The following is a 26,196-nucleotide window of genomic DNA, read 5'->3' as shown; positions in this document are numbered from 1 at the left end:
TCAGTCTAACCGGCTAGAGCGGGATGGCGAAAAGTGTGTGCGGTTTTCGCCTGAAATCCCGCTCTAATTCTATGATCTACGCCGGTTTTTCAGTCCGCGGCATCCACCAGCTGGTTCGGCCGCCGATATGCATGTTCAGGGTCTTTGTTTCCGTATAGTCCTCGACCGCATGGCGGCCGAGTTCCCGGCCGAGGCCGGACTGCTTGTAACCTCCGAACGGCAACTCGCTCGCGCCATCCATGAAAGTGTTCATCCACACCGTACCGGCCCGCACGCGGCGTCCGATCGTCAGGCACGTATCGAAATCGCAGCTCCAGACGCCTGCGGACAGGCCGTAATCGACAGAGTTGGCAATCTCGATGGCTTCTGCGGTTGTCTCAAAGGTCAGAACCGAAAGGACCGGTCCGAAAACCTCTTCACGCGCAACCGCCATTCCAGGCGTGACGTCGGAAAGAATGGTAGGCGACATGAACTGCCCCATTCCCAAGTCCAGTTTTTCTCCCCCATGAGCGATCTGTGCGCCGCTGTTTTTCGCATCTGAAACGTAACCGGAGATTTTTTCAAGATGCTGAGGCGTAATGATCGCGCCGACCTGTGTCGTCGGATCCAGAGGATCGCCCACCTTGACATTTCTGGCAAGTTCGCCGACGCGTTTGACCACATCCGCCGCGATGCTTTTGTGAAGAATGAGACGTGAACCGGCATTGCAGCACTCGCCGGCATTAAAATAGGCCCCGAAGACAGCCGCGTCGATGAATGCATCGAGATCGGCGTCCGGAAATACGATCTGTGGGTTCTTGCCACCCAGTTCGAGCGAGACCTTCTTCAGCGTCTGCGCGGCATTGACCATGGTTAGCTTGCCGACGCCCGTGGAGCCGGTGAAAGAAACCATATCAACTGAGGGATGCGAGGTCATGATCGAACCCACCTCCGCCCCGGTTCCCGTCACGATGTTGACGACACCCTTCGGGACACCCGCTTCCTGCAGGATTTCACCGAGAACAAGCGTCGAGCCGGAACTGAGTTCCGAGGGCTTGACAACCGTGGTGCAGCCCGCCGCCAGCGCAAAAGGCAGTTTCTGACCGACGATCAGGAAAGGGAAATTCCACGGTGTGATGATCGATACGACCCCGATCGCTTCGCGCAGGACAACGCCGAGCGTGCCGTCACCGAGTGTGTTGTAGCTCTCGCCATGCAAATCTCTGGCGAGGGCGGCGGCATAACGCCAGATATCGACGGAACCGGCGATTTCACCGCGCACCTGCGTAATCGGCTTTCCGGCCTCGACGGCGTCCAGATAGGCAAGTTCTTCGGATCGCGCGGCGATGAGGTCCGCAGCCTTCAACAGAATAGCCGAGCGTTCGGACGCGGTCATGCGAGGCCATGGTCCGGTATCGAAAGCCGCGCGTGCCGCAGCTATCGCCCGTTCCGCATCGGCCTTGGTTCCTGATTGAAAACGACTGACGACGGAGCCATGGCCGGGTGCTATCCGCTCGATGGGATCGACATTGCCTTCGACCCAGTGGCCGTCAATGAGCATCTTGAAATCTCTGGCCGTCCGGTCACTCAGCATTTTCGGATTGATCAGAACCGTCATCACCATTCTCCGTTAAATATTGCCGGGCGCTTTGCGCCAAATGCCGCCACGCCTTCTTTCAGGTCGCCGGTCTTGGCAGCCAGGATGGAGCCCAATGCTTCAACCGCCGTGCCGTTGTCTTCACCGCTTGCCGAGGCGATCATCAGTTTGACGATCTCGGACGCGGCCGGGCCACGCGCGGCAACACGCGCCGCATAGTCCTTCGCAGCGATCAGAGCGTTGCCAGTTGTGGTGACGGCATCCACAATCCCAAGCGCCAGCGCCTCCTGCGCGCTGAACACCTCTCCCCCAAGCGCCATCCGGCGCACGGGCTGGGCGCCGAACCGCTTGACCAGCCGCTGCGTGCCCGACCAGCCGGGCACCATTCCGAGGCTGGTTTCCGGCAGACCGATCTTGATCTGCTCCTCGGCAATGCGAATGTCGGCGATACCCGCCAGTTCAAGGCCGCCACCAAGCGCATGGCCGTTCAGCGCGGCAATCAACGGCACCCGCAAGGTCGCAAGACGTTCGAAAACCCGGTGGCCGTGACGAACCCAGCCGTGGCCAAATTCCTGGGGCTGCATACCGCCCCATGCCTTGATGTCGCCGCCAGCCGAAAAGCCCTGCCCTTCGCCTGTCAAAATCGCCACACGGACCGCATTGTTTGCCTCCACCTCATCGGCGGACGCCATCAGCGCGCCGAGCATATCAAGATCGAGAGCATTGCGTTTTTCCGGCCGCGATACCGTCATGATCGCGATGTGGCCGTCGATCTCGACGCGAACCGTGCCATTAGCCATGGAAGGTTCCCTCCAGCACGCGGGCGCTTTTTGTCGGAAGCGCAAGGCCGATATTGGCTTCGGCAAAAAGCGAAGCGTCCATCACCTTGAGATCATCGGCAACAATGAGTTCGAACTCGGACTGATCCAGGATTTGCGTCTGCAAATCGATGCCCGGCGCGATCTCGCTCAACACCACGCCTTCCGGCGTCAGCCTCATGACACAACGCTCGGTGACATAGGTGATGTCCTGGCCCTGTTCGATCGCCCTGCGGCCCGAGAAGGTCACGTGCTCGACCTCATTGACGAGCTTCTTCAGCTTTCCTTCTTTTTCGACAACCAGCTTGCCGTCATTGATCGACAGCTTTGCCCCCGCATTGAACATGCCGGAAAAGACGATTTTCCTCGCCCGGGCCGTGATATCGACGAAGCCCCCAGCACCGGCGGTCACATGCGGACGGAAGGAAAGCTTCGAGACGTTGACGGAACCGTCTTTGCCTATTTCGAGAAATGACAACAACGATGCATCAAAGCCCGCGCCCTGAAAATAGGTGAACTGATAGGGCGACGGCATATAGGCGTCGGCGTTCGAGGCGCAGCCGAATGCGAAATCCAGCAGGGGAACGCCGCCGACCGCCCCCTGCTCGATTACCCAGGTCACCGAGCCATGCAGACCTTCTTCCAGCAGAATTCTCGGCACATTCGCGGAAATGCCGAAACCGAGATTGACGCAGCTGCCAGCCTCAAGCTCCTGAGCCACGCGACGGGCAATCACTTTCTGGATATTGAATTCCGGCACCTCGAATGAATCGAGCGGATGGAAGACCTCTCCCGAAATCGCCGGATCATAGGCCGTCTGTGTCGTCTGCTTTTGATCGGGATCGACCACGACGTAATCCACCAGCATGCCGGGCACCCGCACATCGTGCGGTTTGAGCGAGCCTTGCTTGGTGATGCGTTTCACTTGCGCAATAATGATGCCGCCATTGTTTCGGGCGGCCAGCGCCTGATCGAGGCCTCCGAGATAAGCGCCCTCATGTTCGTAGGAGAGATTGCCGCGCTCATCGGCAGTCGTCGCGCGAATGATCGTCACCTGCGGAATGATCGACGGAAAATAGAGCCAGTCCTCACCCTCGAAAGTGACGCGCTTGACGACCGGCTCGGCCGCTGCCGAAGCATTCATCGCGCAGCCCTGGCGGGCCGGATCGACAAAGGTATCGAGGCCGATCTTCGTAAGGACACCCGGACGCTTTGCCGCCGCCTCGCGATGCATGTCGAACATGATGCCGGATGGGATATTATAGGCCGGAATTTCATCGGCGGTGATCATCTGCCAGATCAGCGGCGGCTCGGCGCTGGATGGACCGGACGGATATGAACCGCCGATGATCCGCTTCAGCAGGCCCTTCTTAGCAATGTGATCGACGCCCTTGATACCGCTCATATCACCGGCGGCAATCGGATGAAGCGTCGTGATGTTCTTCGGATGTCCGGTTGCATCGAAGCGGTCACCGATCGCCTTCAACATCAGATCGGGGCAGCCCAGACCGCTGGACGACGAAACGGAAACGATCGCGCCGTCTGGAATAAGATCCGCTGCCTGCGCTGGAGTGATATGTTTTTTCATGACCGGCTCTCGATCCCTGTTTTGACCCGAACAGCGGATCCGCTTTTCGACGCTTCGACGACGGCAAGCCCGGTCGCCAGCGACCAGATGCCGTCTTCAGCAGTCGCGGAAGGTTTGCCGCCTGAAATGGCCGCGTGAAAGGCTTCAAGCGCGACCTCATAAAGATTGTCGGAGCCCGTTTTGATGTCTTCCTCGCCAGCCTCGGTGCGCAGCACGACAGTGCCGACCGACTTCTGGGTCATCACATTTCTGGCGATCAGGGAGCCTTCGGTGCCATGAACCTCAAAACCGGTCTCGGCATATCTGGTCGTGAAGCCATCGTGGAACTGCGCGATAACACCGTTTTCAAAACGGATGACACCCATGACAGCGTCTTCAAGTCCCTCCCGGCTCATGCCGCCGGCCTGAGAAAACGCGATGACCTCGACCGGATCGGCACCGAGCACAAAGCGGAGTGTGTCGACGTCGTGCACGGTAATGTCGAGGATGACACCGCCGCCCGCAGACGGTTTGTCCAGCCGCCAGCCCTGCAGATGCGGCGGCAGGTAAACCGCATGAAAGACGCGCGCACTCAGCGGCGTTCCGATCCTGCCGGCGGCGATTGCATCGCGCATCGCACGGTGAGTGGGCGCATTCCGGAGATGATGATTTGTCGCCAGAACGACGCTTGCCTCGCGGGCCGCGTTCGCCATCGCATGAGCCTCTTCAAGCGACAGGGCCAGAGGCTTTTCGCAGAGAATGTGTTTTCCCGCCCGGGCAGCGGCAAGCGCCTGCTCGCAATGCAGATCATTCGTCGTTGAAATATAAACCGCATCGATGGCCGGATCGGCAAGGAGCGACGCCAGATCGGACGCGACGTTCGGGATGCCGTTTGCCGCCGCATATTCCGCCCCGCGAACAGGGTTGGAACTCAAAACGGAAACAACCTCACCGCCGGTTTTTCTGATCGCGTCGATCACCCATTCGCGCGCGATCGTACTTGCGCCGATCAATCCCCAACGCACCGTCATGCCAATGTCCTCCCGACTTCATTTCGTTGCGCTCCGCAACTCTCCCGCACAACGAGCCGAACCGCCGTTGTCACGGCCTCCGCATCGGCTTTCTCCGAATTGATCTGTTTGAGAAGCAGTTGCGCCGCTCGCCTGCCAATCCCTTGGGGATCGACGGCGATGGTCGTCAGAGCCGGCACCGTCGTCTTGGCTTCGATGACATCGTCAAAGCCGACGACCGCGAAATCCCGCCCCGCCTCCATTTGCCGGGCGCGCAGCCCGTCGCAAACGCCAAAAGCCACGGCATCGTTGAAGCAGACGGCGGCCGTGACCGGATCGCTTGCTTCGAGCACGCGCCCGATCGCCTCGACACCGCCGGCACGCGAAGGCGCGCAGGGAACAACGGCCGTCTCCTGAAAAGGCAGACCGGCGACAGCCAAGGCGTCCCGAAAGCCGCTGACCCTCTCATGAAACACCGCCGTATCGGGAAAACCGCCCATGAATGCGATGCGGCCATGGCCGAGCGAGGCAAGATGGGCAACCGCCTGCGCCATGCCGGACTGATTGTCCGATGCGACGGACGATACTTTCGCACCGGGCAGGCTGCGGACAACGACCACGACGGGAATGCCGGCGGCAATCAGCGGCTTGAAGTCGAGCGGATCGGTCGCACGGGCTGGCGATACGATCAGCCCGGAGATGCCGTGCTCCCGCATCGAGGCAATCACCTCGCGCTGCCGGTCGATGCTTTCGCTGGTATTGGCAAGAAATTGGACATAGCCGGCCGATTGCACGACCGTATCAACGCCGACGGCTAGCTCCGCAAAGAAGCTGTTCGTCAGATCGTTGACGACGACACCGATGATTTTCGATTTCGCGCTGGTCTGGCGCAGGTTCGCGGCGCCGCGGTTATAGACATAACCAAGTTCGCGCATCGCCGCATTAACCTTGGCCCGCGTCCCCTCATTGACGAGCGGAGACCCCCGCAGCACCAGCGAGACGGTCGATTTCGACACGCCTGCGGCCTGCGCGATATCTATAACGGTCACCCGTCCGCCAGTCATTGAACCCTCCCATGCCGCTCATCAAGATCGAGGCATAATTAATTGGAACGTTCCAATTTTGTCAAGTGACATCACCATGACAAGAGCGAAAACTGTGGAAGGCGTCGCCTAGAATCTCCAATAACGCTTTAATTTCAATGATCTTATGATTGTTTTTCGGTTTTATGATTTTCAAAAAACTCTGTGAAGTTTTGGCTCAATCACTCTTGAAAGATGGAACGTTCCAAATTACGCTGTCATTCCTTCTCAGCAGGAGCGACGTGGATCGGGTTTGCAATGTCGGCGAATGCGAAGGTCGGCAGTACCGCCCAAGCCGGAACAGCGACGCTTGCCCTTCAGCCCTAATGGATCGTAGTTTACCGGCCAACGCCTACGATCGGTAAACGATCAACCCTTATTCCGGAGCAATGAATGACCACCGAAACGCCTTCGCTTGACGCTCTGCGGGCAGAGCTAGCAGCCCTTCAGCTCAACACCTTCAACTACGACTTCGCCTGGAAGCTGGGCAGCCTGATAAGACTGCGGGCAGCGGCACAGGCGCTTCCCGTCGCAATCGAGATAAGGCACGGCGCCGACGTGGTGTTCGCCAGCCTGCTGCCGGGTGCGACTATCGACAATTTTGGATGGACACGCCGCAAATGCGCGGTCGTTCATCGTTTTCACCGCAGTTCGCTTCAGGTCAGGCTCGAAGCCGAACTGAAGGGATACGACTTCAACGCAAAGTTCGGCCTGCCGGTCAGCGATTTCGTTGCCAGCGGCGGTGGATTCCCCCTTATTATCCGCGGCGGCACACTGATTGGCTCGGTGGGTGTCAGCGGACTGCCTGACGTTGAAGACCACAATCTTATTACACTCTGCCTGAAAGAAATGCTCACAGGCTGATTCGACACGAGTATTCGTCACACCGGAAGAAGCCCTCCTTCGATCCCCTATACCGACGCCGCCCTTTCATTCGTCAGGGAAGCGCTCGGCGTGAAGGCGACAAACAGGGGGGCGTCACCCGCCCCGCCAGCCCCGTGCATTGTCTATGGCGCGCGCAAAGCGGGCGTGGTCAGCTGCCCCGACCGATCCGTCAGGCGTGAATATCTCGGCATCGTTTCGCATGGCGGCAACATCGATACCGCACAGTTCCGCCAAGCCGAGCGCCGTCAGCTCGCGCATGGCAGTAACGCAGATGGTTCGGCCGCTGGCTGCGGCCAGAAAACGGGCGAAATAGCGACTGTTCGACAAGCCACCATCGATGGAGATCGTATCGCCTATGGGAGCAACAACCGATGCCGCCTCGATCAGCCGAGCCGTCAGCAGGGCAATGCCCTCCAGCACGGCGCGCACCATGTCACTTCGTCCGGTGGCGTGGTCCATGCCGATGAAAAGCGGCACGGCCTGCCTGTCCCAATAGGGCGCGGCAAGGCCGGAAAGGGCGGGCACGAATACAAGGCCGCGGCGAATGGCCGACGGTCCCTCGAAACCATCGAGCTCGGCACTATCCGCGTATAGGCCGATCTTTTTTGCCCATTCAAGTGCCGCGCCGGCATCGTAGACGCCGCCTTCGATGGCGAAGACGGTGCGCGCGCCCTGCATCTTCCAGCCGATGGTCGGCAGAAGCTCGCCCGCCAACGGACGCACGTTACCGGCAACGGCCAGCAGAAAGGCCCCGGTTCCGAAGGTTATCTTGCAATCGCCGGCCTTGCGGCAGCCATGCCCATAAAGCGCGGCCTGCTGATCGACAATGGAAACGCGGATGGGCGTTGCCTCAACCGCGCCAAAACCGCGATCGACAGGACCGATCAGGGGCAGGCAATCCATCGGCACGCCGTGAAGCGCGCAGAGTTCAGGGCTCCAGTCTCCGGTTGAAAGATCGAGCAGCCCCGTGCGCGACGCCGTCGCAAGGTCCGTGCGGTAAGCGCCCGTCAGCCGGTCCAGAAAGAACGCATCGGTGGTGCCCAGCCGCAAACGCCCTGCGGCCCTTGCCTGCGCCACTGCCGGATTGTGCCTGACCAGCCAGGCCAGTTTGCTGGCCGAAAAATAGGGATCGAGCGGCAGCCCGCAAATCTCTTTCGAACGATTTGTCGCCGAGGGCGGCAGGGCGGCCAGCGCTTCGGTGGTCCGGGCATCTTGCCAGACGATGACCGGCGACAACGCCTCACCGCTCACGGCATCCCACGCCAGACAACTCTCGCCCTGATTGGCGACGGCGATGGCCTCCACCGGTCCGGCGGCAGCCAGCACCGCGCGAATATTGCGCAGCAGTTCTTCCGGATCATGTTCCACATGGCCGGCGGCCGGGTAAAATTGCGCGTGACGCCGGCTGGCCACGACCTCCGCCGTGCCGCTATCGCTCACCACAAGGCACCGGGTCGATGTCGTCCCCTGATCGATCGCCGCAATGCGCATCAATTGGTCTCCCGAAAGTGAAAGGCAATCTGGCTCGCTTCAAACGCAGCGCCGGGAATGGGCACCAGCACACGGCGTTCAGGGCGCCACCGGCCGGTCTTGCTCCACGCTTCCGTTCCGTCGAGACGAAGCGAAAGCCGGCCTTGAACGCGTCTGGTGAAACGAAGCTGAAAATCGCGAAATGCCGGTCTATCGAGTCCACCCGGCCGGAACATGGCTGGAACCGCCAGTTTGAGCGGATCGGCGAAGGCAACGGGAACCCCCGGCGCGTTGCAGGGTTCCCGGGCGAGATCGTCAGCCACCGACGCGCCAACGCGGCGGCCTTCGCGAAACGCCCAGCCGCCCGTTTCCACGGCTCGCAAGACATTCCCGCTGGCGAAGAAAATCGGATTGGCCATCCGTCCGTCCTGATCGATCAGCGGCCCGGCACTGCCTGCCGCAACATCCACGGGGGATGCATTGAGAAGCGCTGCCTCAGGTGTGAATCGCCCGGTGAGCAGAACACCGTCGCATTGAACGGTCAGGATGCGGCCATCCGCCAGACGGATATCGGCCTCCTCGACACGGTCACGCCCGCGAATATCCGTGAGTGTCGCACCACAATGAAAGGGCACCCCGACCAGTCGCGGAAACCAATGAAAAGGCGACCGCGCCAGCGGATGAGGCTCCGGCTCGATCATCGCGACCGGTCGGGCGCGATGGGTGAGGCAGGTCAGGAGTGCGGAAAAGGAAACCAGCTCCGAACCGATGATCAACGGCCGGCGAAAGGGCATGATACCGTGAAAGGCGACATAGGATTGCAGCGTGCCAGTAGTGACCACGCCCACCGGACGGTCGCCGGGCAGAAGCCGCACGGAGCGTGGTTTTTCCCGTGCGCCGGTCGCCAGCACGATGCGTCTAGCCTTCAGCGTCTCGACGCCACGCGCCGATGTCACCAGCAGCGCGCCATCCTGCCCGAGTTCCACCACGGAATGACCGGTGCGGATATCGATACCCGCCTCCTGTGCTTGCCGCTGCAGGTGTTGTGCATAGGCGGGGCCGAAATAGACCCGTCCGAATTCGCGCATGCCGAAGGGCGAATGCAGGCAATGTCGGGTCGCGCCGCCAAGGGCCGGCTCGCGGTCGAGGATCATCACACGGGCGATACCGCGCGCTTTCAGTTCCAGCGCCGCAGCCACGCCCGCCGGGCCGCCGCCAACCACGATTGCATCTGCATTCTCAGCGTTTGGATGCTCTCGTTGAAAGGACTCCACGGCGCTCATCGGTCGTCTCCCTCCCGAACGGCAAGCGGGGTTGCCAGACGGTCGCCCGTCATCGCTGCCAGCCGGGCGTTGCAATAAAAGCCCTGGCAGCGGCCCATGCCGGCCCGCGTGCGTCGCCGCAGCCCGCCGAAATCACCGGGCGGCACCGGGCTTAAAAATGTCGCCTCGATCTCGCGGCGGGTGACGAGTTCGCAATGACAGACGATTTCGCCGTGATCGGCGCGCTGCCAGTCCCGCTCACAGGTTTCGGTCAGGTTGGGCATCGTCACTTCGGGGACTGATGGCGGCGGGGCAAACCTCCTACCGAAACCCTCGTGGAGCGTCAAAGCATGCTGCGCCAGCCCGAGTGCTGCGCTGAGACCCGTGGAACGCACCCCGCCGAGCGTGATGGCGCGCCGCTCGGGCCGCGCGGAAATCCGGTAATGTTTCTTTTCGGAGGCCGGCCGCAGACCGGCATAAACGGCGGTTACAGAAACAGAGGCCAGCGCCGGAACGATCTCCGCGCCGCGCTCCAGCAACGCTTCCAGCGTCGCCGTTTCGACAGTCGCACGCTCGCGGTCGTCCTGCTCTTCCGCCGTCGGCCCGACGAGAACATTGCCGAAGGCGGTGGGGCACACCACGATGCCCTTGGTGATTTCGGTGGGAACAGGCAGAACGATGCGCGGCACATGCCGACGGGCAGCCTTGTCAAGCACGACGAACTGCCCCTTGCGGGGCTTGATGGTGAATTCGGGCGGAAGCCCCAGACGCGCATCGACGATATCGCCGAACAGACCGGCGGTATTGACGACGCTCGTGGCAAGGATAGCGCCCGCCATCGTCTCGATCCGCCACGCACGGTCGAACACACCGGACAGAACCTCCGCGTTTCGCACCAGCCGCGCGCCCAGCGCCACCGCCTGCGTGAGATAGCCAAGCGGGGCGGACCACGGATCAATGATATGTTCGCCCGGAACGTCGAGCGCGGCGACAAGGCGCTCGGACAGGCCCGGCATGGTTTCACGGGCCTGTCCGGCCGTGACGAGCTCAAGTCCGGCAATGCCGTTGCGCCGCCCCTGATCGGCGATTGCCTGCAGTTTTTCCGCCTCGTCCGGGTTCCAGGCGCAGACGAGCGCGCCGGTTTCAACGAGGCTAAGGCCCATCTGCCCATGAATGGAAAGATATTCCGCCCGGCCTGCCTTCACCAGTTCCAGTTCCAGACTGCCTTCCGGCGCATCGAAGCCGGTATGGAGGATGGCGCTGTTGGCCTTGGAGGCGCCGGAGAGGATATCGGGGCCTTTTTCGATGACCACCACCTTCGCACCGGCCAGCGCGAAACGGCGGGCGACCGCGCAACCGACCACACCGGCGCCAATGACGGCAACGTCGAATTCCGTGGAGGGGGTCTGAGCCATGGGCTTCCCTTTGCCTTCGTCCTTCAAAGCGAAATCAACAGGCGCGACGGATCGCACCGATGCAGCAGCGGCGTTCATAAACGAGAGTGAAATTCGCGCCTGTGCCAGTAGGGGCAGCCAGCACCAGCCGGTGGCCCCGCCGACTTTACTTCACGAAAGTCTTGGTCAGGCCCGCAGTGCGGTCGACGATGAGAACGACGGCAAGGGTGAGCACGATCAAAAGAACGGAAATGGCCGCAACAAGCGGATCCGCTTGCGTTTCCACATGCTGATACATGGCGACGGGAAGCGTGGTGATGCGCGGGCCGGTGAGGAACAGCGAAATCACCGCTTCATCGAACGACACGAGAAAGGAAAGTGCGGCCGTCGCCACGACGCCCGGCGCGATCATCGGCATGGTCACGCGTCGGAAGACCGTGAGCGGCGATGCCCCGAGTGTCGAAGCAGCCTCCTCGAAGATCAGCGGCAGGCCCGCAAGCGAGGTGGTGAGGACGCGCAGCGCATAGGGCAGCACGATGATGAGATGCGCGATCACCAGACCAGTGAAGGTGGCGAGCAGGCCGGCGCCAGCGAAGACGATCAGGATCGCGAGGCCGAGCACGATGGTGGGCAGGAGCAGCGGAGCCGTGAAGAAGGCGAGAAGCGCATCCGCGCCGATCACCCGCATGCGCACGATGGCATAGGAGGCAGGCAGCGCGATCAGCATGGACAGCACGGTGACGATGACGGCGAGAAGGGTGCTGGTGCCGAGCGCCGCCATCATCTTGGAATTATGCATGAGTTCCACATACCAGCGCAGGCTCCAGCCGGAGGGCGGAAAGGCCATGTAGCTGTCGGCCGAAAACGAGATCGGCACGACGAGAACCACGGGCGCCAGCAGGAAAAGGAACATGATGAAGGCGACGATTTTCAGCGCCAGCGGAGCGGGACGTTCTTCCATCTTCGATCTCCTTTAAAGAATGGCCCGCAGAAGCCGGGAATAAAGCACCAGCGCCGCACCGAAGATCACGAGGATGATCATCGAAAGCGTCGCAGCGAGTGGCCAGTTGAGCGTCACGATGGCCTGATCGTAGATTTCCGTCGCCAGAAGGAAGACGCGCCCACCGCCGAGCAGCTTGGGGGTGATGAACGAACTGACCGCCAGAACGAAGGAGAGCAGGCAACCGAGCGCGACGCCGGGCATGGTGAGCGGCACGATGATCCGCCAGAACACCTTCCAGGGCGACGCGCCGAGTGTTTCGGCCGCTTCCTCGACACGTGGATCAAGCCTGCCGAAACCGGCAAGCAGCGCCAGGATCATATAGGGCATCAGGATTTCCGTGAGGCCGATGACGACGCCAACCTTGTTGAACAGCAACCGCACGCCGCTTTCGGCGCCGAGTGCGAAGAGGATGTTGTTGATGAGGCCGTCATCAGCAAGGATCGCGATCCAGCCATAGGTGCGCACCACGGCCGAGGTCAAAAGCGGCGAAATGACCAGCACCAGCAGCAGGGTTTTCCAACGGCCCTGCGCCCGGTGAAGGTAAAGGGCGATGGGATAGGAGGCGATGAGCGTGAGAATGGTGATCAGGAGACTGGTCAGGATGCTCTGGCCGATCAGTTCGATATAAAAACCATCGGTCAGCGTGGACGACCAGTTGTCGAGCGTGTGGGCTTCCCCGAGACCGCCGCCGCCGAGGCTTTCACGGAAGGAAAGCAAAAGCAGGTTGAAGACGGGCATCACGAAGGCAAGGCCATTGACCGCGATGATCGGCCCGAGAAGAAGCGTTGCGAGAAACACCATGGAGGATGTGCGGCTGCCGGGAGCCGTGATCATGACCGCCGCCGTCATTGGTCTGCTCCGAAGACCAGCGTGTCCTCCACGCGCCAGATGAGGCTGACCGCACTGCCGGCCGCAACCGGCGTTTCGCCGCCGGAGGTGGCGCGCTCCACCGACAATGTCTGTCCGCCTGCTGAGATCTCGTAGTGGAGGATATCACCGGCATAATAGACGTCACGAACCTCGCCGGTGATGCGGTTGACCGGCGCGCCATCGAAATCTGGCACGGCGTCATCAGCAACCGTCATAACCATGCGGTGCGGCCGCACCATAAGGTCGATCTTGCCATTGTGCGAACCGGGTGCCCGCAATACCGCATCGCCGACCGTGATGTGATCGCCGACCGCGTTTCCGACCAGTCTGTTGGTGCGGCCGACGAAGGAGGCGACGAAAGCCGTTGCCGGACGCTCGTAAAGATCATGCGGGGTGCCGAGCTGTTCCAGACGCCCGCCATTGAGGACGGCGACCTTGTCGCACATGCTGAGCGCCTCGACCTGATCATGCGTGACGAAGATGGAGGTAATGCCGAGCTGCTTCTGGATGCGGCGGATTTCCGAGCGCATCTCGTCGCGCAACTTGGCATCGAGATTGGAAAGAGGCTCATCGAACAGAAGGATGGAGGGCTGGATGACAAGCGCACGCGCCAGTGCGACGCGCTGCTGCTGGCCACCGGAAAGCTGGGCGGGACGGCGGTCCTCGCGCCCTTCCAGGTGGACCATGGCAATCGCCTCGCGGGCACGCCGTTCCGCTTCGGCGGCCGGCACCTTGCGCATTTCAAGTCCGAACATGACGTTCCTGAGGACCGTCATATGCGGGAAGAGCGCATAGCTCTGGAAAACAAGGCCAATGTCGCGCTTATAGGGTGCAAGCTGCGTCACGTCCTTGCCGTTGATCAGGATTGAACCTGACGTCACGGGTGCAAGACCGGCAATCATGCGCAGCGACGTCGACTTGCCGCAACCCGACGGACCGAGGAAGGCAACCAGCTCGCCCTTGGGTATCTCGAGGTTGAGATTATCCACGGCGACCATAGTCTCGTAGCGCTTGGTCAGTGAACGAATCGAGAGAAATCCTGGCTGCATGATGTCTGAAGTTCCCATTCTGGCTTTTTGCCTTTCTCCAGAACATGTCCCACCCCGGCGGGGTCTCGGACATGTCCTGTCCCTTGATCTATGCAATCACGGCGGAAATTCACCTGCGCTGTGCGCGGTGCTTTCCCTAACGCAGGCCCTCGAGCCACCTCACTCCTCCATCGACCCCAACACCGACGGAGGAAATGAGCCGAGGCCCATACCGTTTCCGCACCAGCCCGGAGGGATGCGGAAGTCTTGCCATTTTTCACGCCGGGCGCGAAAGCCTTAGCGGCTGAGCGGGATGACCTTGCGGCGCCAGTCCTGCGTGATCTGGTCGCGAACCTTCGAGAGGCCGATCCAGTCAACCGGGATAACCTTGTCCATCGCCTTGACGACCGTGCGATCACTCACATCGGCAGCGACCGTGGCCTTGGCGTTGGTCGGCGCATAATACATGGCGGCGGTAAAGGCGGCCTGGGCTTCCGGGCTCAGCGCATAGTCAACGAACTTGCGGGCCGCCTCGGACGATGGGCCGCCCTTGACGAGGTTGAGCGTGTTGATCTGCAGGATCGTGCCTTCTTTCGGCAGAACCACCTTCATCTTGCCCTTGGAACCATCGGCATTCACCTGGCTACGGGCGTTCCAGCCCACGCCCAGCGACACCTGGCCATTGACGACATTCGGATAGACTTCCGGCTTCGGTTCCCATGTCTGGATGTTCGGCGCCACTTCCGCCATGGCATTGATGCCGGCGTCGATATTATTGATGAAATCGGTGCCACCATTCATGTGGTCCATGATGATGGTCGTGCCGATACCGACGATGTCAGGGGCGCTGAGCATGGCGACCTTGCCCTTGAAGGCGCTGTCTTTCAGGGCATTCCAGCTGTCCGGTGCGGTCTTGATCGCATCGGTGTTGTAGATGAGAACGAGGTTGTCGAAGGTCACGCCAACGCCGGCGACGCCCTCGAAGCGGGCGTTCGGATAGAGGTCGGCGACATTCTTCGTAACGCTTTCATCGATCTTGTCGAACAGGCCTTCATCCGTGCCGGTCTTGGCGACAGAAACATCCATCAGCGCAATATCGGCCTGCGGCGCAGCCTTCTGGGCGCGCAGCGAGCCGAGCATGGCGGCAGAACCCTGCTGCGGGAAATAATCGACCTTGATGTCAGGGTTGGCGGCCATGAAAGGCTCGATGACGGCCTTGGTGTAACGCTCCTGGAAAAGGCCGCTATAACCGAGGAACGTTACGGTCTGCTGGGCGTGCGCCGGCAGGGCGGCCGCGCCAAGCATGAGAATCCCACTCAGAAGTATCGTTTTCTTCATTGTCCTGTTCTCCTCTATTGTTATTGGGAGTGGCGAACTGATCCGCCACCCGTAAGATTGTGTCAGGCGCTGAGCTTGGCCTGGACGAATTTGTTGGCCCCGGAAATATCAGGCAGCTTCTCGCCGTTGCGCAGGCGTTCCAGAAGCACGAGTTCAGCTTCCTGCATGCCGATGGCGCGCTCCGCCATGGCGCGCGCCTGGCTCGGATGAAGGGCGACGACGCCGCTTTCATCGCACAGGATCGCATCGCCCGGATTGATCACCTGGCCGCCGACACTGATCGGAATGTTGATCGCACCTTCCAGACCAAGAATCTTGGTGGTGATCGGCGACGGGCCGCGGCACCACATGGGCATGTCGACCTTGGTGAACTCAGAGAAGTCAGTCGCCGGGCCATCAACGACGCCGGCTTTGACGCCAGCCATCTTCATCGTGTTGGTGATGACACCGCCCCAGCAGGCGTGGCGGGTATCACCGCAACGGTCGATGAGGACGATATCGCCCGGACGCACGAGTTGCGTCAGGTAGTGGAGCATGGTCGAATCCGCGTTCGGGATACGCAGGGTGACGGCGGTGCCCGCCACGCGCTTGCCCGGAAGAACGGCCCGGATTTCAGGATCGACAAAGCCGGAGTGAAGCACATGACCAATCGTTGCGACTTCGACCTTCTCAAGAAGCTCGATAATGTCGCCGCTGATCTGTTCCGGCATGGGGTTGACGATAAACATCAGGTCTTTCTCCGATCAGAGCACATGGTGGTTTGCCACCGGCACGTTGGCGCGCACCTTGGTCGAATAGTCGAAATCGAGGGCAGCCCCCGCTGTTCCGACAGTGTCAGAGCACTGGGCGACGATATGGCCCCAGGGATCGATGACCATGGAATGACCCCAGCAGGCCTTCTTGCCACCCGCGTGAGCGCCTATCTGGCCGACAGCGAGGAAATAAGTCTGGGTTTCGACGGCGCGGGCACGAGCCAGCACCTCCCAATGGTCCTTGCCTGTCATCAGCGTGAAGGCGGCTGGCAGAACGATGACATCGGCGCCCTTGTCCCGCAGGGCGCGGAACAGTTCCGGGAAGCGGATATCGTAGCAAATTCCGCAACCAACCGTCTTGTCACCGACCTTATAGGTCACGACCTCTTCGCCACGGGCCACGGAATCGGATTCGCGATAGCTGATGCCGTTCGGCGTATCGACGTCGAACAGGTGAATCTTGCGGTACCGGGCAATCTGCTTGCCATCAGGACCGAAAACGAGTGTCGAATTATAGAAGCGGTTGCCTTCCTTCTCGACGATGGAGCCGGCGTGCAGCGTGATCGCGTGCTTCTTTGCTAGCCCCGAAAGCAGCGTATAGATTTCACCACCGGGAAATTCCTCGCCGCTTTCATGCATCTCCTGAGGATTATCTCCAAGAAATGCAAAGTACTCAGGAAGAACAACAAGGTCTGGATTATCCGCCTTGACCGCCTTCTCAATCAAATCGGCAGCAACCTTAAGATTTTCTGCCTTGTCATTCTGGGTATTCATTTGAACAAGTGAGACTTTCACGTTGCTCTCCTCTCATGTTGCGAGGAGAATTAAGAACGGGAACTGTTTTCCTGACAAACGGAAAAACTCTATCGAAACCCATAAGATAAGCTTATGGATTAATCATTTTGCGCCGCAGCATAAAATTTAAGCCGCAGCGATCATCCATTGCGTGGTGGTTTCACTAACGATTTCCGTCGCCATGTCGGCGATGGCTCGGGCGAGCGCATTGTCGCCGCGCTCCTGGTAAACCGTGTGAAAGGTAAGGGGCGGCACCGGCGGCGTGATGTCGAGAATACGCGCTTCGCCCGATTTGATGATGCCGTCCACCAGCACGCGCGGCAGCGCGCCCACGCCAACGGCGGTCGCCACCAGCCGGGTCATGATCGACAGAGAATTGGAATTATAGATGCGGCTGTCGGACAATCCATGGGAATCGAGGAGCGCGCGCAATGCCTGGTGCGGCTGCGACCCGGTCGAGAAGGTAAGCAGCGGAAAATGCGCGATATCTTCGAGCGTGACACCCGTTTCCGGCAGCGGCAGCTCGACAGCGCCGACCCAGCAGGATTCGAAGGTACAGAGCGGTGAGTTGTAGATATCCGCCGCCATGATCGGCCCCATGATAAAACCGACATCCACCTCGCCGTTCTGGATGCGCTGGGAAAGTTTCAGGCTGGTATCGATGGTCAGATCGAGGCTGACACCGGGATATTGTTCGTTCATCCGGCGGATAAGCAGCGGCAGCCAGGCGTACACGATCGTATCCGCAGCACCGATGCGCACGGTGCCCCTCAACGCCTCCCGGTTACTGACGATCTGGCGGAACTCGCCGGTGAGGTTGACGATCTTTTCGGCATGCTGCAACGCCAGACGACCGGCGGGTGTCAGGTTGACGCAGCGCACATCGCGCGTGAACAGCACGACACCGAGCTCACGCTCCAGCGCGGCAATCCGGTTGGAGACCGACGCCTGCGTCGTGTGCAAACGTTCCGCAGCCGCCGAAAAGCTGCTCAATCGTGCTGCCCAGAGGAAAGTTTCGAGGAATCGCGTGTTCATGGGGTCCATCTCCTCGCATGGCTCCGCGATCCAGCTCTGCGTCTCTGGCTTCGTCTTGCCCTTGGCCTTTTTGGTTCAGGAGCCAGTATGTCCGATGCGCGCGCCGATAAGCAAGGGATCAACGCCGGCGCCTCCCTTTCTCATTGGGGTCGCGCCGGCGGTGCCATGCAGCTGCGAATGGAGAGCCCCTTCCGCGTCGAGGCAACAGTGGAACCGTCGCGGCCGCACGCCTTGCTCAATTCAGAAGGGGTCAATCCGCATATTCGGAGAGGACGGGATGCGGGCCGACAGACGCCCGCCATCCCTGCCGGTTCTAGTGTCCGCCCTTTGTGGTCGGCGCCGGCGTGTTGAGAAGCTGCTGCTCCCAGAGATAAGCGATGCCGCTGCCGCCGAAGTGCTGAATGAGAATCTCGGTCAGTTCCTCGACATGCTCGGTGCGCGCCCAATCGCGCTGCCATTCGCCAGCAAGCGCCATCACGGTCATCACGTTCGCGCCGGCAGCGATCATTCGCTGGATGGCAACTTCGTGAGACTCCTTCGAAATCCCGCCCGACGCGTCGGTGATCACGGTCACGTCCCAGCCTTCGCCGGCCGCCTGGATGACGGGCATTGCGACGCAGACCTCGGTCCAAAGGCCCGCGATGATCAGTTGCTTGCGGCCGGTCGCCTTGACGACGTTCACCACATTCTCGTCCTGCCAGGTGTTCACCCAGGTGCGGTCGATGACCTCCTGGCCGGGGAACACGTCGGTGATCTGCTTGAAGAGAAGGCCACCGCGCGCCGCGATCACGCTGGTGAGAACGGTCGGAACATTGAAAGCTTTAGCCAGCTTTGCCAGCGCGGTCGTGAGGTTGACCACAGCTTGCGGATCATGGCTGTTCAGGTTTGCTAACTGATAGGGCTGGTGATCGATCAGAACGAGGACCGAGTCTTCAGGACGGAGAAGCGAATCAAGGCCGTTACGAAAGGTCATGGGTTCATCCTATATTGGTGGTTTATTGAAGCGCGCTTGCGCAAAAGGCATGCACCCCCTTGGGCGTTGCCGCGGGACGAAACTTGTCATTCCCGTTTCTGATGCGGTAGTCCTTGTCCGTGCTAAGCTGTGTCGCAGAATGGGGAACGCTTGAATGGATATCGAAGATATCAGGACATTCGTCGAAGTTGCGGATGCGGGAGGCGTCACAGCGGCCGCGCTGCGGCTCGGTATCTCCAAATCGATGGTCAGCCGGCGGCTGGTGCGGCTTGAAGCGGAGCTTGGTGTCCAGCTTCTGGCCCGATCCACACGCGGTGCTTCCCTGACGGAGGAGGGCGCAACCTTCCGCGACCATGCGGCGAGGATTTCAGCCGAAATCGACGTCGCCAGAGAGACAATCCTTCCGGCTGGTGAGCTCCGTGGCCGCCTGCGGATTGCTGCGCCGCTTTCCTTCGGCCCAACGCATTTCGCGCTGGTGATTGCGCAGATGGCGCGCCGTCATCCTCAACTCCAGATACAGACCTGTTACACCGATCGTTTCGTGGACCTGATTGCAGAAGGATACGATTGTGCGATCCGGGTCGGCACCCTTCCAGACTCCAACCTCGTCGCCAGACGCGTCGGCCCCCTCTACGGCATTTTCGTCGCCAGCCCGGACTATATCGAGGTCCACGGCTCTCCGGAGACACCGGAGGAACTCGTGACCCATCAGGCTCTCATGCAGGGAACGGAAACCTGGCAGGTGATGGATGGCGACAAGGTGATAACTCTTCGCCCGCAGGGACGGTTCAAGGCCGATAACGGGGTCGCTCTTGCCGTCGCCGCAGCAGCCGGATTGGGGGTCGCCGTGCTGCCTTACGATCTCGTCAAAAATTATCTGGCCTCAGGCGAGCTTGTGCAGGTGATGAAACGTCATCCGCCGCCGCCGGCCGGGATATATGTCGTCAGACCGCCGGGGCAACATCCCGTCAGAAAAATCCGGGTTCTCACTGAAATGCTGATCGAATGCTTCGATCACGGCCCGGCGGCGGCGTCCCTCTCCAATGCCGGGGGAAGCCCCCCGGCAGCTGCCTGACCGGCACATTTTTCAGAGCCGTACGTCTGTCACACGGCCACGGGCTTTGGCAGGACCAGATCGCCGACCGTATATGTGTGGAACTCGCTTTTGGAGACGGTATCCAGTTTCCGGAATTTTTCGACGAATTGCGGATCGGAAAAGAACTCGTCGACATTGCCGGTTCCCTGAATGGCCTCGACATTAACGACCGTCTCTCCGTCGGTGCTTTTCGCAAGGCTGCTCCAGAGGAACCCTTCCTTTCGTTCGGCAACATAGTGAACGACATCCTGAATGATGGCGAAGGCTTCGTCCTGCTTTCCCGGATGGGCATGAATGACGTTGACAACAAAGGTCGTGGGAGCGGGCGAGTCCGCAAAAGCTGCGATAGGTTTCGTTTCCATGAATTATCTCCATTTGAAGCTTCGGGCCATTTCAGCCGCGACGACATCTGGATATCGGAAGGAAAATAGCGGATAAACGAGCTGCTATTCTCAACATACCGGACAAAAATTCCTTAATCACGACATCATGGACAAGCTCGGAACCCTCGGCATATTCATTCAGGTGGCGGAAGCGGGAAGCTTCGTGGCCGCCGGGCATCGTCTCGGCATCTCCGGATCCGCCGTCGGAAAAGCCATTGCACGTCTGGAGGAGGAGCTGGGCGTAAGACTGTTCAATCGCTCGACACGCAGCATGGCACTGACGGAGGACGGGAGTTTCTTCCTCGATACCTGCCGGCGCATCCAGTCGGAATATGAGACCGTGCAGGCGCAATTATCGAGATCGCAGGCCGTTCCGCGCGGGCAACTGCGTGTCAGCCTTCCGCTGGCAGGCATGTTGCTGATGCCGACGATATCCGCCTTCATGGAGGCATATCCCGAAATCAGCCTCGACCTTGATTTTACAGACCGTCTGGTTGACGTCATCGAAGAGGGATTCGACGCCGTCATCCGAACCGGCGAGATCAGGGACACACGGCTGATGAGCCGCAAGCTCGGCACGTTCAGGCACAGCATCGTGGCGGCGCCCGGCTACCTGGAGGCGCATGGCCGTCCGGAGATTCCGGAAGATCTTGTCCGGCACCGCTGTCTTCACCATCGCTTCGCCAATTCCGGAAAGCTTGAGCCGTGGCCCCTGGTTCGCGAAGGCCGCGAGATCAGGATCGATCTGCCGGTCGCCACCGTTGCGAGCACGCTGGAACCCCTGATCTACCTTGCGGAACGTTCATTCGGCATAACATGCCTGCCGTCATTCGCCGTGACGTCCGAAGTCGCTGACGGGAAACTGGTATCGCTGCTGGACGACTATATGGCCGACACAGGGACCTTCCGCGTCCTCTGGCCGACCAATCGATATCTTTCTCCAAAAGTCAGAGCATTTGTAGACTATATGGCCGCCAATCTTTTCACCCGGTGATAGCACCAACGGCAAAGGGCATAAAACGATGCGCAAGCGCTCAGTAAGCGCCGCGATAGTGATCCCTGATGAAGACGGGAAGATCGTTTGACGGCGGCGTAAAAGGCACCTGATACATCATGTCGCCGACAAAGCCGCGGTGATAGGTGCCATGATTGACGATATGCAGCACGATCTGCTCGCGGGTCATGACGCCTTCTCCTCCTCCGACAAATTCGAAATGAACGGCTTTCGCGAGATCCCCGTCTGACCAGGTATCGACCATATCGACATACCAGCGGTCCATTTCCTGAACGGCTTCCCATAATTCGCCAATTGCGGGCGTATGGTCGGTGTTGCGGGCGGTGTAGCTGTGTTTCTTTCCTTGTAGATGATGCCTGAAAATATCGTCCACCACATAAACGTGGTTCAGCGTATGCACCATGTTTCCGAACCGCGTCGGCCGCTGCCGAAGGGCTTCACCTTCCGGCAGGTCCATCACGCTTCTGAACGTCAACCCGTTCGCCCAGGCTTTGTAGCGTACCAGCATTTTCAAGGTATCTATTGCCGATGCGGTGGATGCGTGAACGGGGCTGAGCGGCGCAATATCCATGCTGAAACTCCTTCGTATTTTTGAACTTCAAAAACGATGATCGGGTTGATCCGGCGCTGTCGCGCCGGATCAGAAGCATTGTTGCCGGCCAACGATGAGAGGATGATCGGCACCTGTCCCGGATCGATAAATCCGGAGGCGAGGATCAGCGTGCCGTGGCCTTTTCCTGCAGAAGCCGGATAGCGAGATGCTGGAGCAGAATGATCGTCTTGGCATCGCGAATATCGCCGCGGGTGATCATGCGCATAGCCTCAGGCAAGGCGATTTCCAGCACATCGATGTCTTCGCCCTCGTCCGCTGAACCGCCGCCTGCCCCGACCTTATGTTTCTCGGCATATTCGCCATAGAAAAAGGCGAGATATTCCGTGACCGATCCGGGGCTCATATAGATATCGAACAGATGCGTAAGTTCGGAAACCTCATAACCGGTTTCCTCGATCAACTCCGCACGCATTCGCGTCGCCGGGTCTGCGCCTTCCAGCAACCCCGCCGGTGTCTCGATCAGCGATTCCAGACCGCCATTCAGGAGAACCGGCAACCGGAACTGACGGGTCAGCAGGACATTGTCGCTGGCAGGATTGTACAACAGGCATGTCGCCCCGTTGCCGCGATCATATGCCTCCCGGGTCTGCCGTTGCCAGCTTCCGTCCCTCAGCTGGAGTTCATATTCATACTTGGTCAGCCGCCCCCAATCATCGGCCAATACGCGCTCGGAAATAGGGCGGTAAACACTGCTATTCATCAAAGTCACCTCGTTTTCATCTGTCTTTCAAAGGCCGAGTAAACGGCCTTCGACATGCGTGCGCGTTTCGCCGCCGACCCATATCTGGCCGGCATCATCGCGGGTAAGGTAGATACGGCCATGGCGGCCAAGGCGCGTTCCCTGCGCCGCGACATAGTCTTCGCCAACCACGCCCGTTGCGAACAGCCATTGCGCCAATGAGGCGTTGAGGCTTCCGGTGACGGGGTCTTCAACGATGGCGCCCAGATGATCGCTGAAGAAAGCGCGAACCTCAAAAGCGGTCTCGCCGCCTTTCGCATGAGGGCCAACCACACCGATATCGATGTGATGGGTCCAGCTGCGGGCCGGGGTGATGCCAAGCACCTTTTCGGCCGACGCCAGCCTGATCCCCAGCCAGCCCGGACCATTGTCGATCCATGCCGCATCGATGATGTCGCAAGCCTCGATCCCCAAAAACTGCCGCGCATCTTCCAGCTCGGCGGGCGTCGGCGCGCCGGAACGGATAAGCGGCGGAGCTGCAAAAGAAAGCCGTCCATGCGAGCGCCGGATCGTGACCAGCCCGGCGCCGCATTCCTGAACAATCGCCGTTTCTTGCCCGGGCATGCCATTGGCGGAGAGCCAGGCATGGCAGCTGCCCAGTGTGGGATGCCCGGCAAAGGGCAACTCCCTGTCCAGCGAGAATATCCTGACCCGGTAATCAGCCTGCGGATGGGTGGGCCGTAGCAGGAAGGTGGTTTCGGAAAGGTTGAACCACCGCGTCATCAGCTGCATTTCATCCGTCGATAAGGCATCAGCACCGATGACGACCGCCAGCGGATTGCCGGAAAGCGGCCCGGAGCCGAATACATCGATCATATGGATAGCAAAACTCATGACATGGCTCTTTCAGTTGGGATTAATCGGCAACGCGGATGGTGGGACTGTCAGTTCTGCCAGAGAAGCAGTTTCAGCCCGGCGGCGGCAAATACCACGGAAAGCACGGATTCGATCCAGCGCCGCAATCTGGTATAGAGCGCAATCATCGAGGCGGTGGAAAAGAGAAGTGCATAGCTGCCGAACACGATAACGCCGAGAATGGCGCAGCCGCCAATGATCGCCGGCAACATGCCCGCAGGCGCGTCCTCGCGAAACCCCAGCGACATGATCGCTATCCAGGCCATGATGGCCTTCGGGTTTCCGATATGCATGAGAAGACCCTGCCGGTAGAGCGCCCGATAGCGCGGCGTCGCGCGCCCGGTATCCACACTCACAAAGTCGGAGACCGGCTTCATGGCCGACCTGCCCGCTCGAAAAGCCAGATACAGCAGGTAAACGCCGCCGAATATCTTGATGACGAAAAGCGCCTGGGTATAGGCGGCCAGCGCGGCCGACATGCCCGTCGCCGCCAGGATCGCCCAGAACAGCGAGCCGGTGATGACGCCAGCCGTCAAAGCAAGGGCGGGCAGACGGCCGTCACGCATCGCCGTTCCCATGATCGCCATGTTGCTCGGGCCCGGGCTGGCGGTGGCGACGATATAGGTGCCGTAAACGAGGGCGATCTGGCTGGCGATCATTCTGACTTTCTCCGGAAACAGGACAGGCCTCCCCAAGCACTATTGCTGGAGATCTCCGCGATGCACGATGTGGACCTTGTTGCCGTCAGGATCACGTAGATAGGCGCCGAAATAACCCTCTCCATAATGCGGACGCGGCCCCGGACCTCCTTCGTCCGTGCCGCCATGCGCAAGGCCGTCGGCATGGGCCACAGTCACCGCCTCTGTCGACGGCGCCAGAAAGGCAACCATGCCGCCGTTGCCAACCGTTGCCGGTTCGCCATTGAAGGGCTGATAGACATAAAAACGGGGCAACGGGGATTGCGCCCTCACCCAGCAAAGCGCCGCAGGCCCGCCATCAGGGGTCACGGTTCGCCGCTTCAGACCGAGCGGGGCAAGCACGGCGTCATAAAAGCGTTCCGCCCGCTCAAGATCACGCGTTCCGACGGTTACATGGCTGAACATTTGATCCTCTAAGCGCGCCGGCAGGATGGCAGGCCGGCCGCCGTAAAGTGTGGATATCAATCAGCCTCGTCATAGCCTATGTTACACTTGCTGTTTATTGAAATAGTGTAACGTGACACTTTTATCGAAGGTATGAACGTGCTGCTGCAATCCCCCTGGACTCCCCGTCTTGCAGACATTGAGGCGAATGCCGCAGAACGGCTGGTGCTTGCCCTCGCCGATGACATCATCGAGGGGCGGCTGGCGGGCGGTGACCGCCTGCCCGCCCATCGCGATCTCGCGTGGAAACTGGGGGTGGGCCTTGGCACGGTGACAAAAGCCTATTCCGTTCTGGAACGGCGCGGGCTGACACGCAGCGTCAAGGGCCGGGGAACATTCGTGGCGATCCGGGAGGCGCATAACGACCGGCAGATTGACCTCTCGTCCAACGCACCGCCGGCCACGCTCAACGCCCGCATTCTCGCAAAGACGCTGACGGGGATCGCGCGCAGGATCGATGCGGATCATATCAATCTTTATGCCCCGCCCGCGGGGCATCTGGAACACCGCCGCCTTCTGACCCGCTGGCTCGAAACGCAGGGTCTCACCATCGATCCCTCACATCTAGTGCTGACGAGCGGCGCCCGTCAGGCGCTGGCCCTGGCCATCGATCTAGCCTGCGGCCCCAAGGGCCTGCTCCTGACCGAACGGATCACCTATCCCGGCGCCATCGCGCTGGCCCGGCGGAAAGGTTACCGGATGCAGGGCGTCGAAATCGATGCCGAAGGCATGGTGCCGGAAGCGTTGGCGGCGGCGCTGGATGGCACCCCATCGAGTGACTGCACAGCAATCTATCTGACGCCGACCCTGCATAATCCGACAACCGTTACCATGGGGGCGGCGCGGCGGCAGGTCATTGCGGATATTTGCCGCCGGGCGGGGGTATGGATCATCGAGGACGGTGTTTATGCGGCATCCGCGGAAGCCTTGCCGCCGCTGACGTCATTGGCTCCTGAAATCTCGTTTCATGTGAACGGGCTCTCCAAGTCCCTTGGCCCCGGCTTGCAGATCGGCGTCCTTGCTTTACCAGCCGGTCTGCACGAAACCGCCGAAGACCTTCTGCAGGACATGCCGATGGCCCCATCCGCGCTCTCCTGCGCGGTGGTTGAGGACTGGCTGACCTCCGGCATCATCTCTTCGATCCAGCGCGATTTGCGCCACGAGGCCCAACGGCGCTCCAGCCTGGCCGTTTCCCTGCTCGGCACGAACCAGCTTGGCGCGCATCCCGATGCATACAACGTCTGGCTGCCAATGGAACACGACGCCGCCAATCGCTTCGCATTCGCCGCTGCGGCAATGCGCATCAAGTTGACCCCTCCGGAAGCCATGCTTGTTAATCCCGATGATCAGGCGAGCGGCATTCGCCTTTGCCTCGGCGGCCCGTCCTTCGACGATCTCACGGAAGCGCTGAAGCTTCTGGCCGGACTACTGAAACGCGGGGCTTGACGCCATCAGGAAACAAGCAACAGCACGAGATTTGAATGAAAGTGACCGT

Annotated in this window: 26 protein-coding genes; 4 read left to right on the top strand and 22 right to left on the bottom strand. The window is 60.5% G+C overall.

The window, feature by feature from the left end; genetic code table 11:
• Positions 1 to 76: 76 nt before the first annotated feature.
• Genes QRN60_RS12830 through QRN60_RS12810 form a run of 5 tightly spaced genes read right to left on the bottom strand, consistent with a single transcriptional unit; the run spans position 77 to position 6,035 of the window.
• Entirely contained in the window at positions 77 to 1,597 is a 1,521-nt protein-coding gene (locus QRN60_RS12830) for an aldehyde dehydrogenase family protein (RefSeq protein WP_183230233.1), read from the bottom strand.
• The gene (locus tag QRN60_RS12825) at positions 1,597 to 2,376 is read right to left on the bottom strand and encodes an enoyl-CoA hydratase/isomerase family protein (protein ID WP_020813030.1); all 780 of its coding nucleotides are present in this window, start codon (positions 2,374 to 2,376) and stop codon (positions 1,597 to 1,599) included. Before QRN60_RS12825 ends, QRN60_RS12830 begins: the two co-directional genes overlap by 1 nt.
• Positions 2,369 to 3,982, bottom strand: a complete 1,614-nt coding sequence (locus QRN60_RS12820; protein ID WP_020813031.1) for an acyl CoA:acetate/3-ketoacid CoA transferase — start codon at positions 3,980 to 3,982, stop codon at positions 2,369 to 2,371. Before QRN60_RS12820 ends, QRN60_RS12825 begins: the two co-directional genes overlap by 8 nt.
• Positions 3,979 to 4,992, bottom strand: a complete 1,014-nt coding sequence (locus QRN60_RS12815) for a Gfo/Idh/MocA family protein (RefSeq protein WP_020813032.1) — start codon at positions 4,990 to 4,992, stop codon at positions 3,979 to 3,981. Before QRN60_RS12815 ends, QRN60_RS12820 begins: the two co-directional genes overlap by 4 nt.
• A complete protein-coding gene (locus QRN60_RS12810; protein ID WP_020813033.1) occupies positions 4,989 to 6,035 on the bottom strand; it encodes a LacI family DNA-binding transcriptional regulator in 1,047 nt (348 codons plus the stop codon). Before QRN60_RS12810 ends, QRN60_RS12815 begins: the two co-directional genes overlap by 4 nt.
• 411 nt (positions 6,036 to 6,446) lie before the next feature.
• On the opposite strand from QRN60_RS12810, the gene QRN60_RS12805 reads away from it, so the two are divergent.
• Entirely contained in the window at positions 6,447 to 6,917 is a 471-nt protein-coding gene (locus QRN60_RS12805) for a heme-degrading domain-containing protein (RefSeq protein ID WP_020813034.1), read from the top strand.
• A gap of 114 nt (positions 6,918 to 7,031) precedes the next feature.
• Here QRN60_RS12805 and QRN60_RS12800 read toward each other — a convergent pair whose 3' ends face one another.
• From QRN60_RS12800 to QRN60_RS12750, 11 genes are all read right to left on the bottom strand, one after another.
• The gene (locus QRN60_RS12800; RefSeq protein WP_020813035.1) at positions 7,032 to 8,429 is read right to left on the bottom strand and encodes an FGGY family carbohydrate kinase; all 1,398 of its coding nucleotides are present in this window, start codon (positions 8,427 to 8,429) and stop codon (positions 7,032 to 7,034) included.
• The gene (locus QRN60_RS12795) at positions 8,429 to 9,691 is read right to left on the bottom strand and encodes an NAD(P)/FAD-dependent oxidoreductase (RefSeq protein WP_129567331.1); all 1,263 of its coding nucleotides are present in this window, start codon (positions 9,689 to 9,691) and stop codon (positions 8,429 to 8,431) included. The genes QRN60_RS12800 and QRN60_RS12795 overlap by 1 nt, the downstream gene beginning before the upstream one ends.
• Positions 9,688 to 11,085 (bottom strand): NAD(P)/FAD-dependent oxidoreductase, encoded by a 1,398-nt coding sequence (locus QRN60_RS12790; RefSeq protein ID WP_031234479.1) that lies wholly within the window; start codon positions 11,083 to 11,085, stop codon positions 9,688 to 9,690. Before QRN60_RS12790 ends, QRN60_RS12795 begins: the two co-directional genes overlap by 4 nt.
• Before the next feature lie 145 nt (positions 11,086 to 11,230).
• Positions 11,231 to 12,025, bottom strand: a complete 795-nt coding sequence (locus tag QRN60_RS12785) for an ABC transporter permease (protein WP_020010154.1) — start codon at positions 12,023 to 12,025, stop codon at positions 11,231 to 11,233.
• Positions 12,026 to 12,037: 12 nt separating this feature from the next.
• A complete protein-coding gene (locus tag QRN60_RS12780) occupies positions 12,038 to 12,916 on the bottom strand; it encodes an ABC transporter permease (protein ID WP_020010153.1) in 879 nt (292 codons plus the stop codon).
• Positions 12,913 to 13,986: an ABC transporter ATP-binding protein gene (locus QRN60_RS12775; protein WP_020813037.1), complete on the bottom strand. Its 1,074-nt coding sequence runs from the start codon at positions 13,984 to 13,986 to the stop codon at positions 12,913 to 12,915. Before QRN60_RS12775 ends, QRN60_RS12780 begins: the two co-directional genes overlap by 4 nt.
• 276 nt (positions 13,987 to 14,262) lie before the next feature.
• Positions 14,263 to 15,303, bottom strand: a complete 1,041-nt coding sequence (locus QRN60_RS12770) for an ABC transporter substrate-binding protein (RefSeq protein ID WP_111834965.1) — start codon at positions 15,301 to 15,303, stop codon at positions 14,263 to 14,265.
• Positions 15,304 to 15,365: 62 nt separating this feature from the next.
• Complete coding sequence (locus QRN60_RS12765; protein WP_003504292.1) at positions 15,366 to 16,031, bottom strand: RraA family protein; 666 nt, start codon at positions 16,029 to 16,031, stop codon at positions 15,366 to 15,368.
• 15 nt (positions 16,032 to 16,046) lie between these two features.
• Positions 16,047 to 16,850 carry a carbon-nitrogen hydrolase family protein gene (locus QRN60_RS12760; protein ID WP_020813039.1) on the bottom strand — a complete coding sequence of 268 codons (804 nt, stop codon included), beginning with the start codon at positions 16,848 to 16,850 and terminating at the stop codon, positions 16,047 to 16,049.
• A 126-nt stretch (positions 16,851 to 16,976) separates the two neighbouring features.
• Positions 16,977 to 17,885 (bottom strand): LysR family transcriptional regulator, encoded by a 909-nt coding sequence (locus tag QRN60_RS12755; protein ID WP_020813040.1) that lies wholly within the window; start codon positions 17,883 to 17,885, stop codon positions 16,977 to 16,979.
• Between the two features lie 313 nt (positions 17,886 to 18,198).
• On the bottom strand, positions 18,199 to 18,858 hold the full coding sequence (locus tag QRN60_RS12750) for a hydrolase (protein WP_020813041.1): 660 nt from the start codon (positions 18,856 to 18,858) through the stop codon (positions 18,199 to 18,201).
• Between the two features lie 154 nt (positions 18,859 to 19,012).
• Here QRN60_RS12750 and QRN60_RS12745 point away from each other — a divergent pair, with 154 nt between their 5' ends.
• Positions 19,013 to 19,933, top strand: a complete 921-nt coding sequence (locus QRN60_RS12745; protein WP_129565314.1) for a LysR family transcriptional regulator — start codon at positions 19,013 to 19,015, stop codon at positions 19,931 to 19,933.
• A gap of 29 nt (positions 19,934 to 19,962) precedes the next feature.
• Here QRN60_RS12745 and QRN60_RS12740 read toward each other — a convergent pair whose 3' ends face one another.
• A complete protein-coding gene (locus QRN60_RS12740) occupies positions 19,963 to 20,316 on the bottom strand; it encodes an antibiotic biosynthesis monooxygenase (protein ID WP_020813042.1) in 354 nt (117 codons plus the stop codon).
• A gap of 127 nt (positions 20,317 to 20,443) precedes the next feature.
• Here QRN60_RS12740 and QRN60_RS12735 point away from each other — a divergent pair, with 127 nt between their 5' ends.
• A complete protein-coding gene (locus QRN60_RS12735) occupies positions 20,444 to 21,331 on the top strand; it encodes a LysR family transcriptional regulator (protein ID WP_003504277.1) in 888 nt (295 codons plus the stop codon).
• 40 nt (positions 21,332 to 21,371) lie between these two features.
• Here the strand turns inward: QRN60_RS12735 and QRN60_RS12730 are convergent, their stop codons facing one another.
• The 5 genes from QRN60_RS12730 to QRN60_RS12710 all read right to left on the bottom strand — a co-directional run bounded on the left by QRN60_RS12730 (position 21,372) and on the right by QRN60_RS12710 (position 24,662).
• A complete protein-coding gene (locus tag QRN60_RS12730) occupies positions 21,372 to 21,923 on the bottom strand; it encodes a DinB family protein (RefSeq protein ID WP_003504276.1) in 552 nt (183 codons plus the stop codon).
• A gap of 145 nt (positions 21,924 to 22,068) precedes the next feature.
• On the bottom strand, positions 22,069 to 22,665 hold the full coding sequence (locus tag QRN60_RS12725) for an NUDIX domain-containing protein (protein ID WP_020813043.1): 597 nt from the start codon (positions 22,663 to 22,665) through the stop codon (positions 22,069 to 22,071).
• A 27-nt stretch (positions 22,666 to 22,692) separates the two neighbouring features.
• Positions 22,693 to 23,538, bottom strand: a complete 846-nt coding sequence (locus QRN60_RS12720; RefSeq protein ID WP_020813044.1) for a PhzF family phenazine biosynthesis protein — start codon at positions 23,536 to 23,538, stop codon at positions 22,693 to 22,695.
• A gap of 50 nt (positions 23,539 to 23,588) precedes the next feature.
• Positions 23,589 to 24,218: a LysE family translocator gene (locus tag QRN60_RS12715; protein ID WP_020813045.1), complete on the bottom strand. Its 630-nt coding sequence runs from the start codon at positions 24,216 to 24,218 to the stop codon at positions 23,589 to 23,591.
• 39 nt (positions 24,219 to 24,257) lie between these two features.
• The gene (locus tag QRN60_RS12710) at positions 24,258 to 24,662 is read right to left on the bottom strand and encodes a VOC family protein (protein WP_031234481.1); all 405 of its coding nucleotides are present in this window, start codon (positions 24,660 to 24,662) and stop codon (positions 24,258 to 24,260) included.
• 132 nt (positions 24,663 to 24,794) lie between these two features.
• On the opposite strand from QRN60_RS12710, the gene QRN60_RS12705 reads away from it, so the two are divergent.
• Positions 24,795 to 26,147 (top strand): aminotransferase-like domain-containing protein, encoded by a 1,353-nt coding sequence (locus QRN60_RS12705; RefSeq protein ID WP_162690429.1) that lies wholly within the window; start codon positions 24,795 to 24,797, stop codon positions 26,145 to 26,147.
• Positions 26,148 to 26,196: the final 49 nt, after the last annotated feature.

This window comes from Agrobacterium sp. CFBP2214 (assembly GCF_030209895.1).
In the GTDB taxonomy this organism is placed as follows: Bacteria; Pseudomonadota; Alphaproteobacteria; order Rhizobiales; family Rhizobiaceae; genus Agrobacterium; species Agrobacterium radiobacter.
This window is presented reverse-complemented; position numbering and strand designations above follow the sequence as displayed.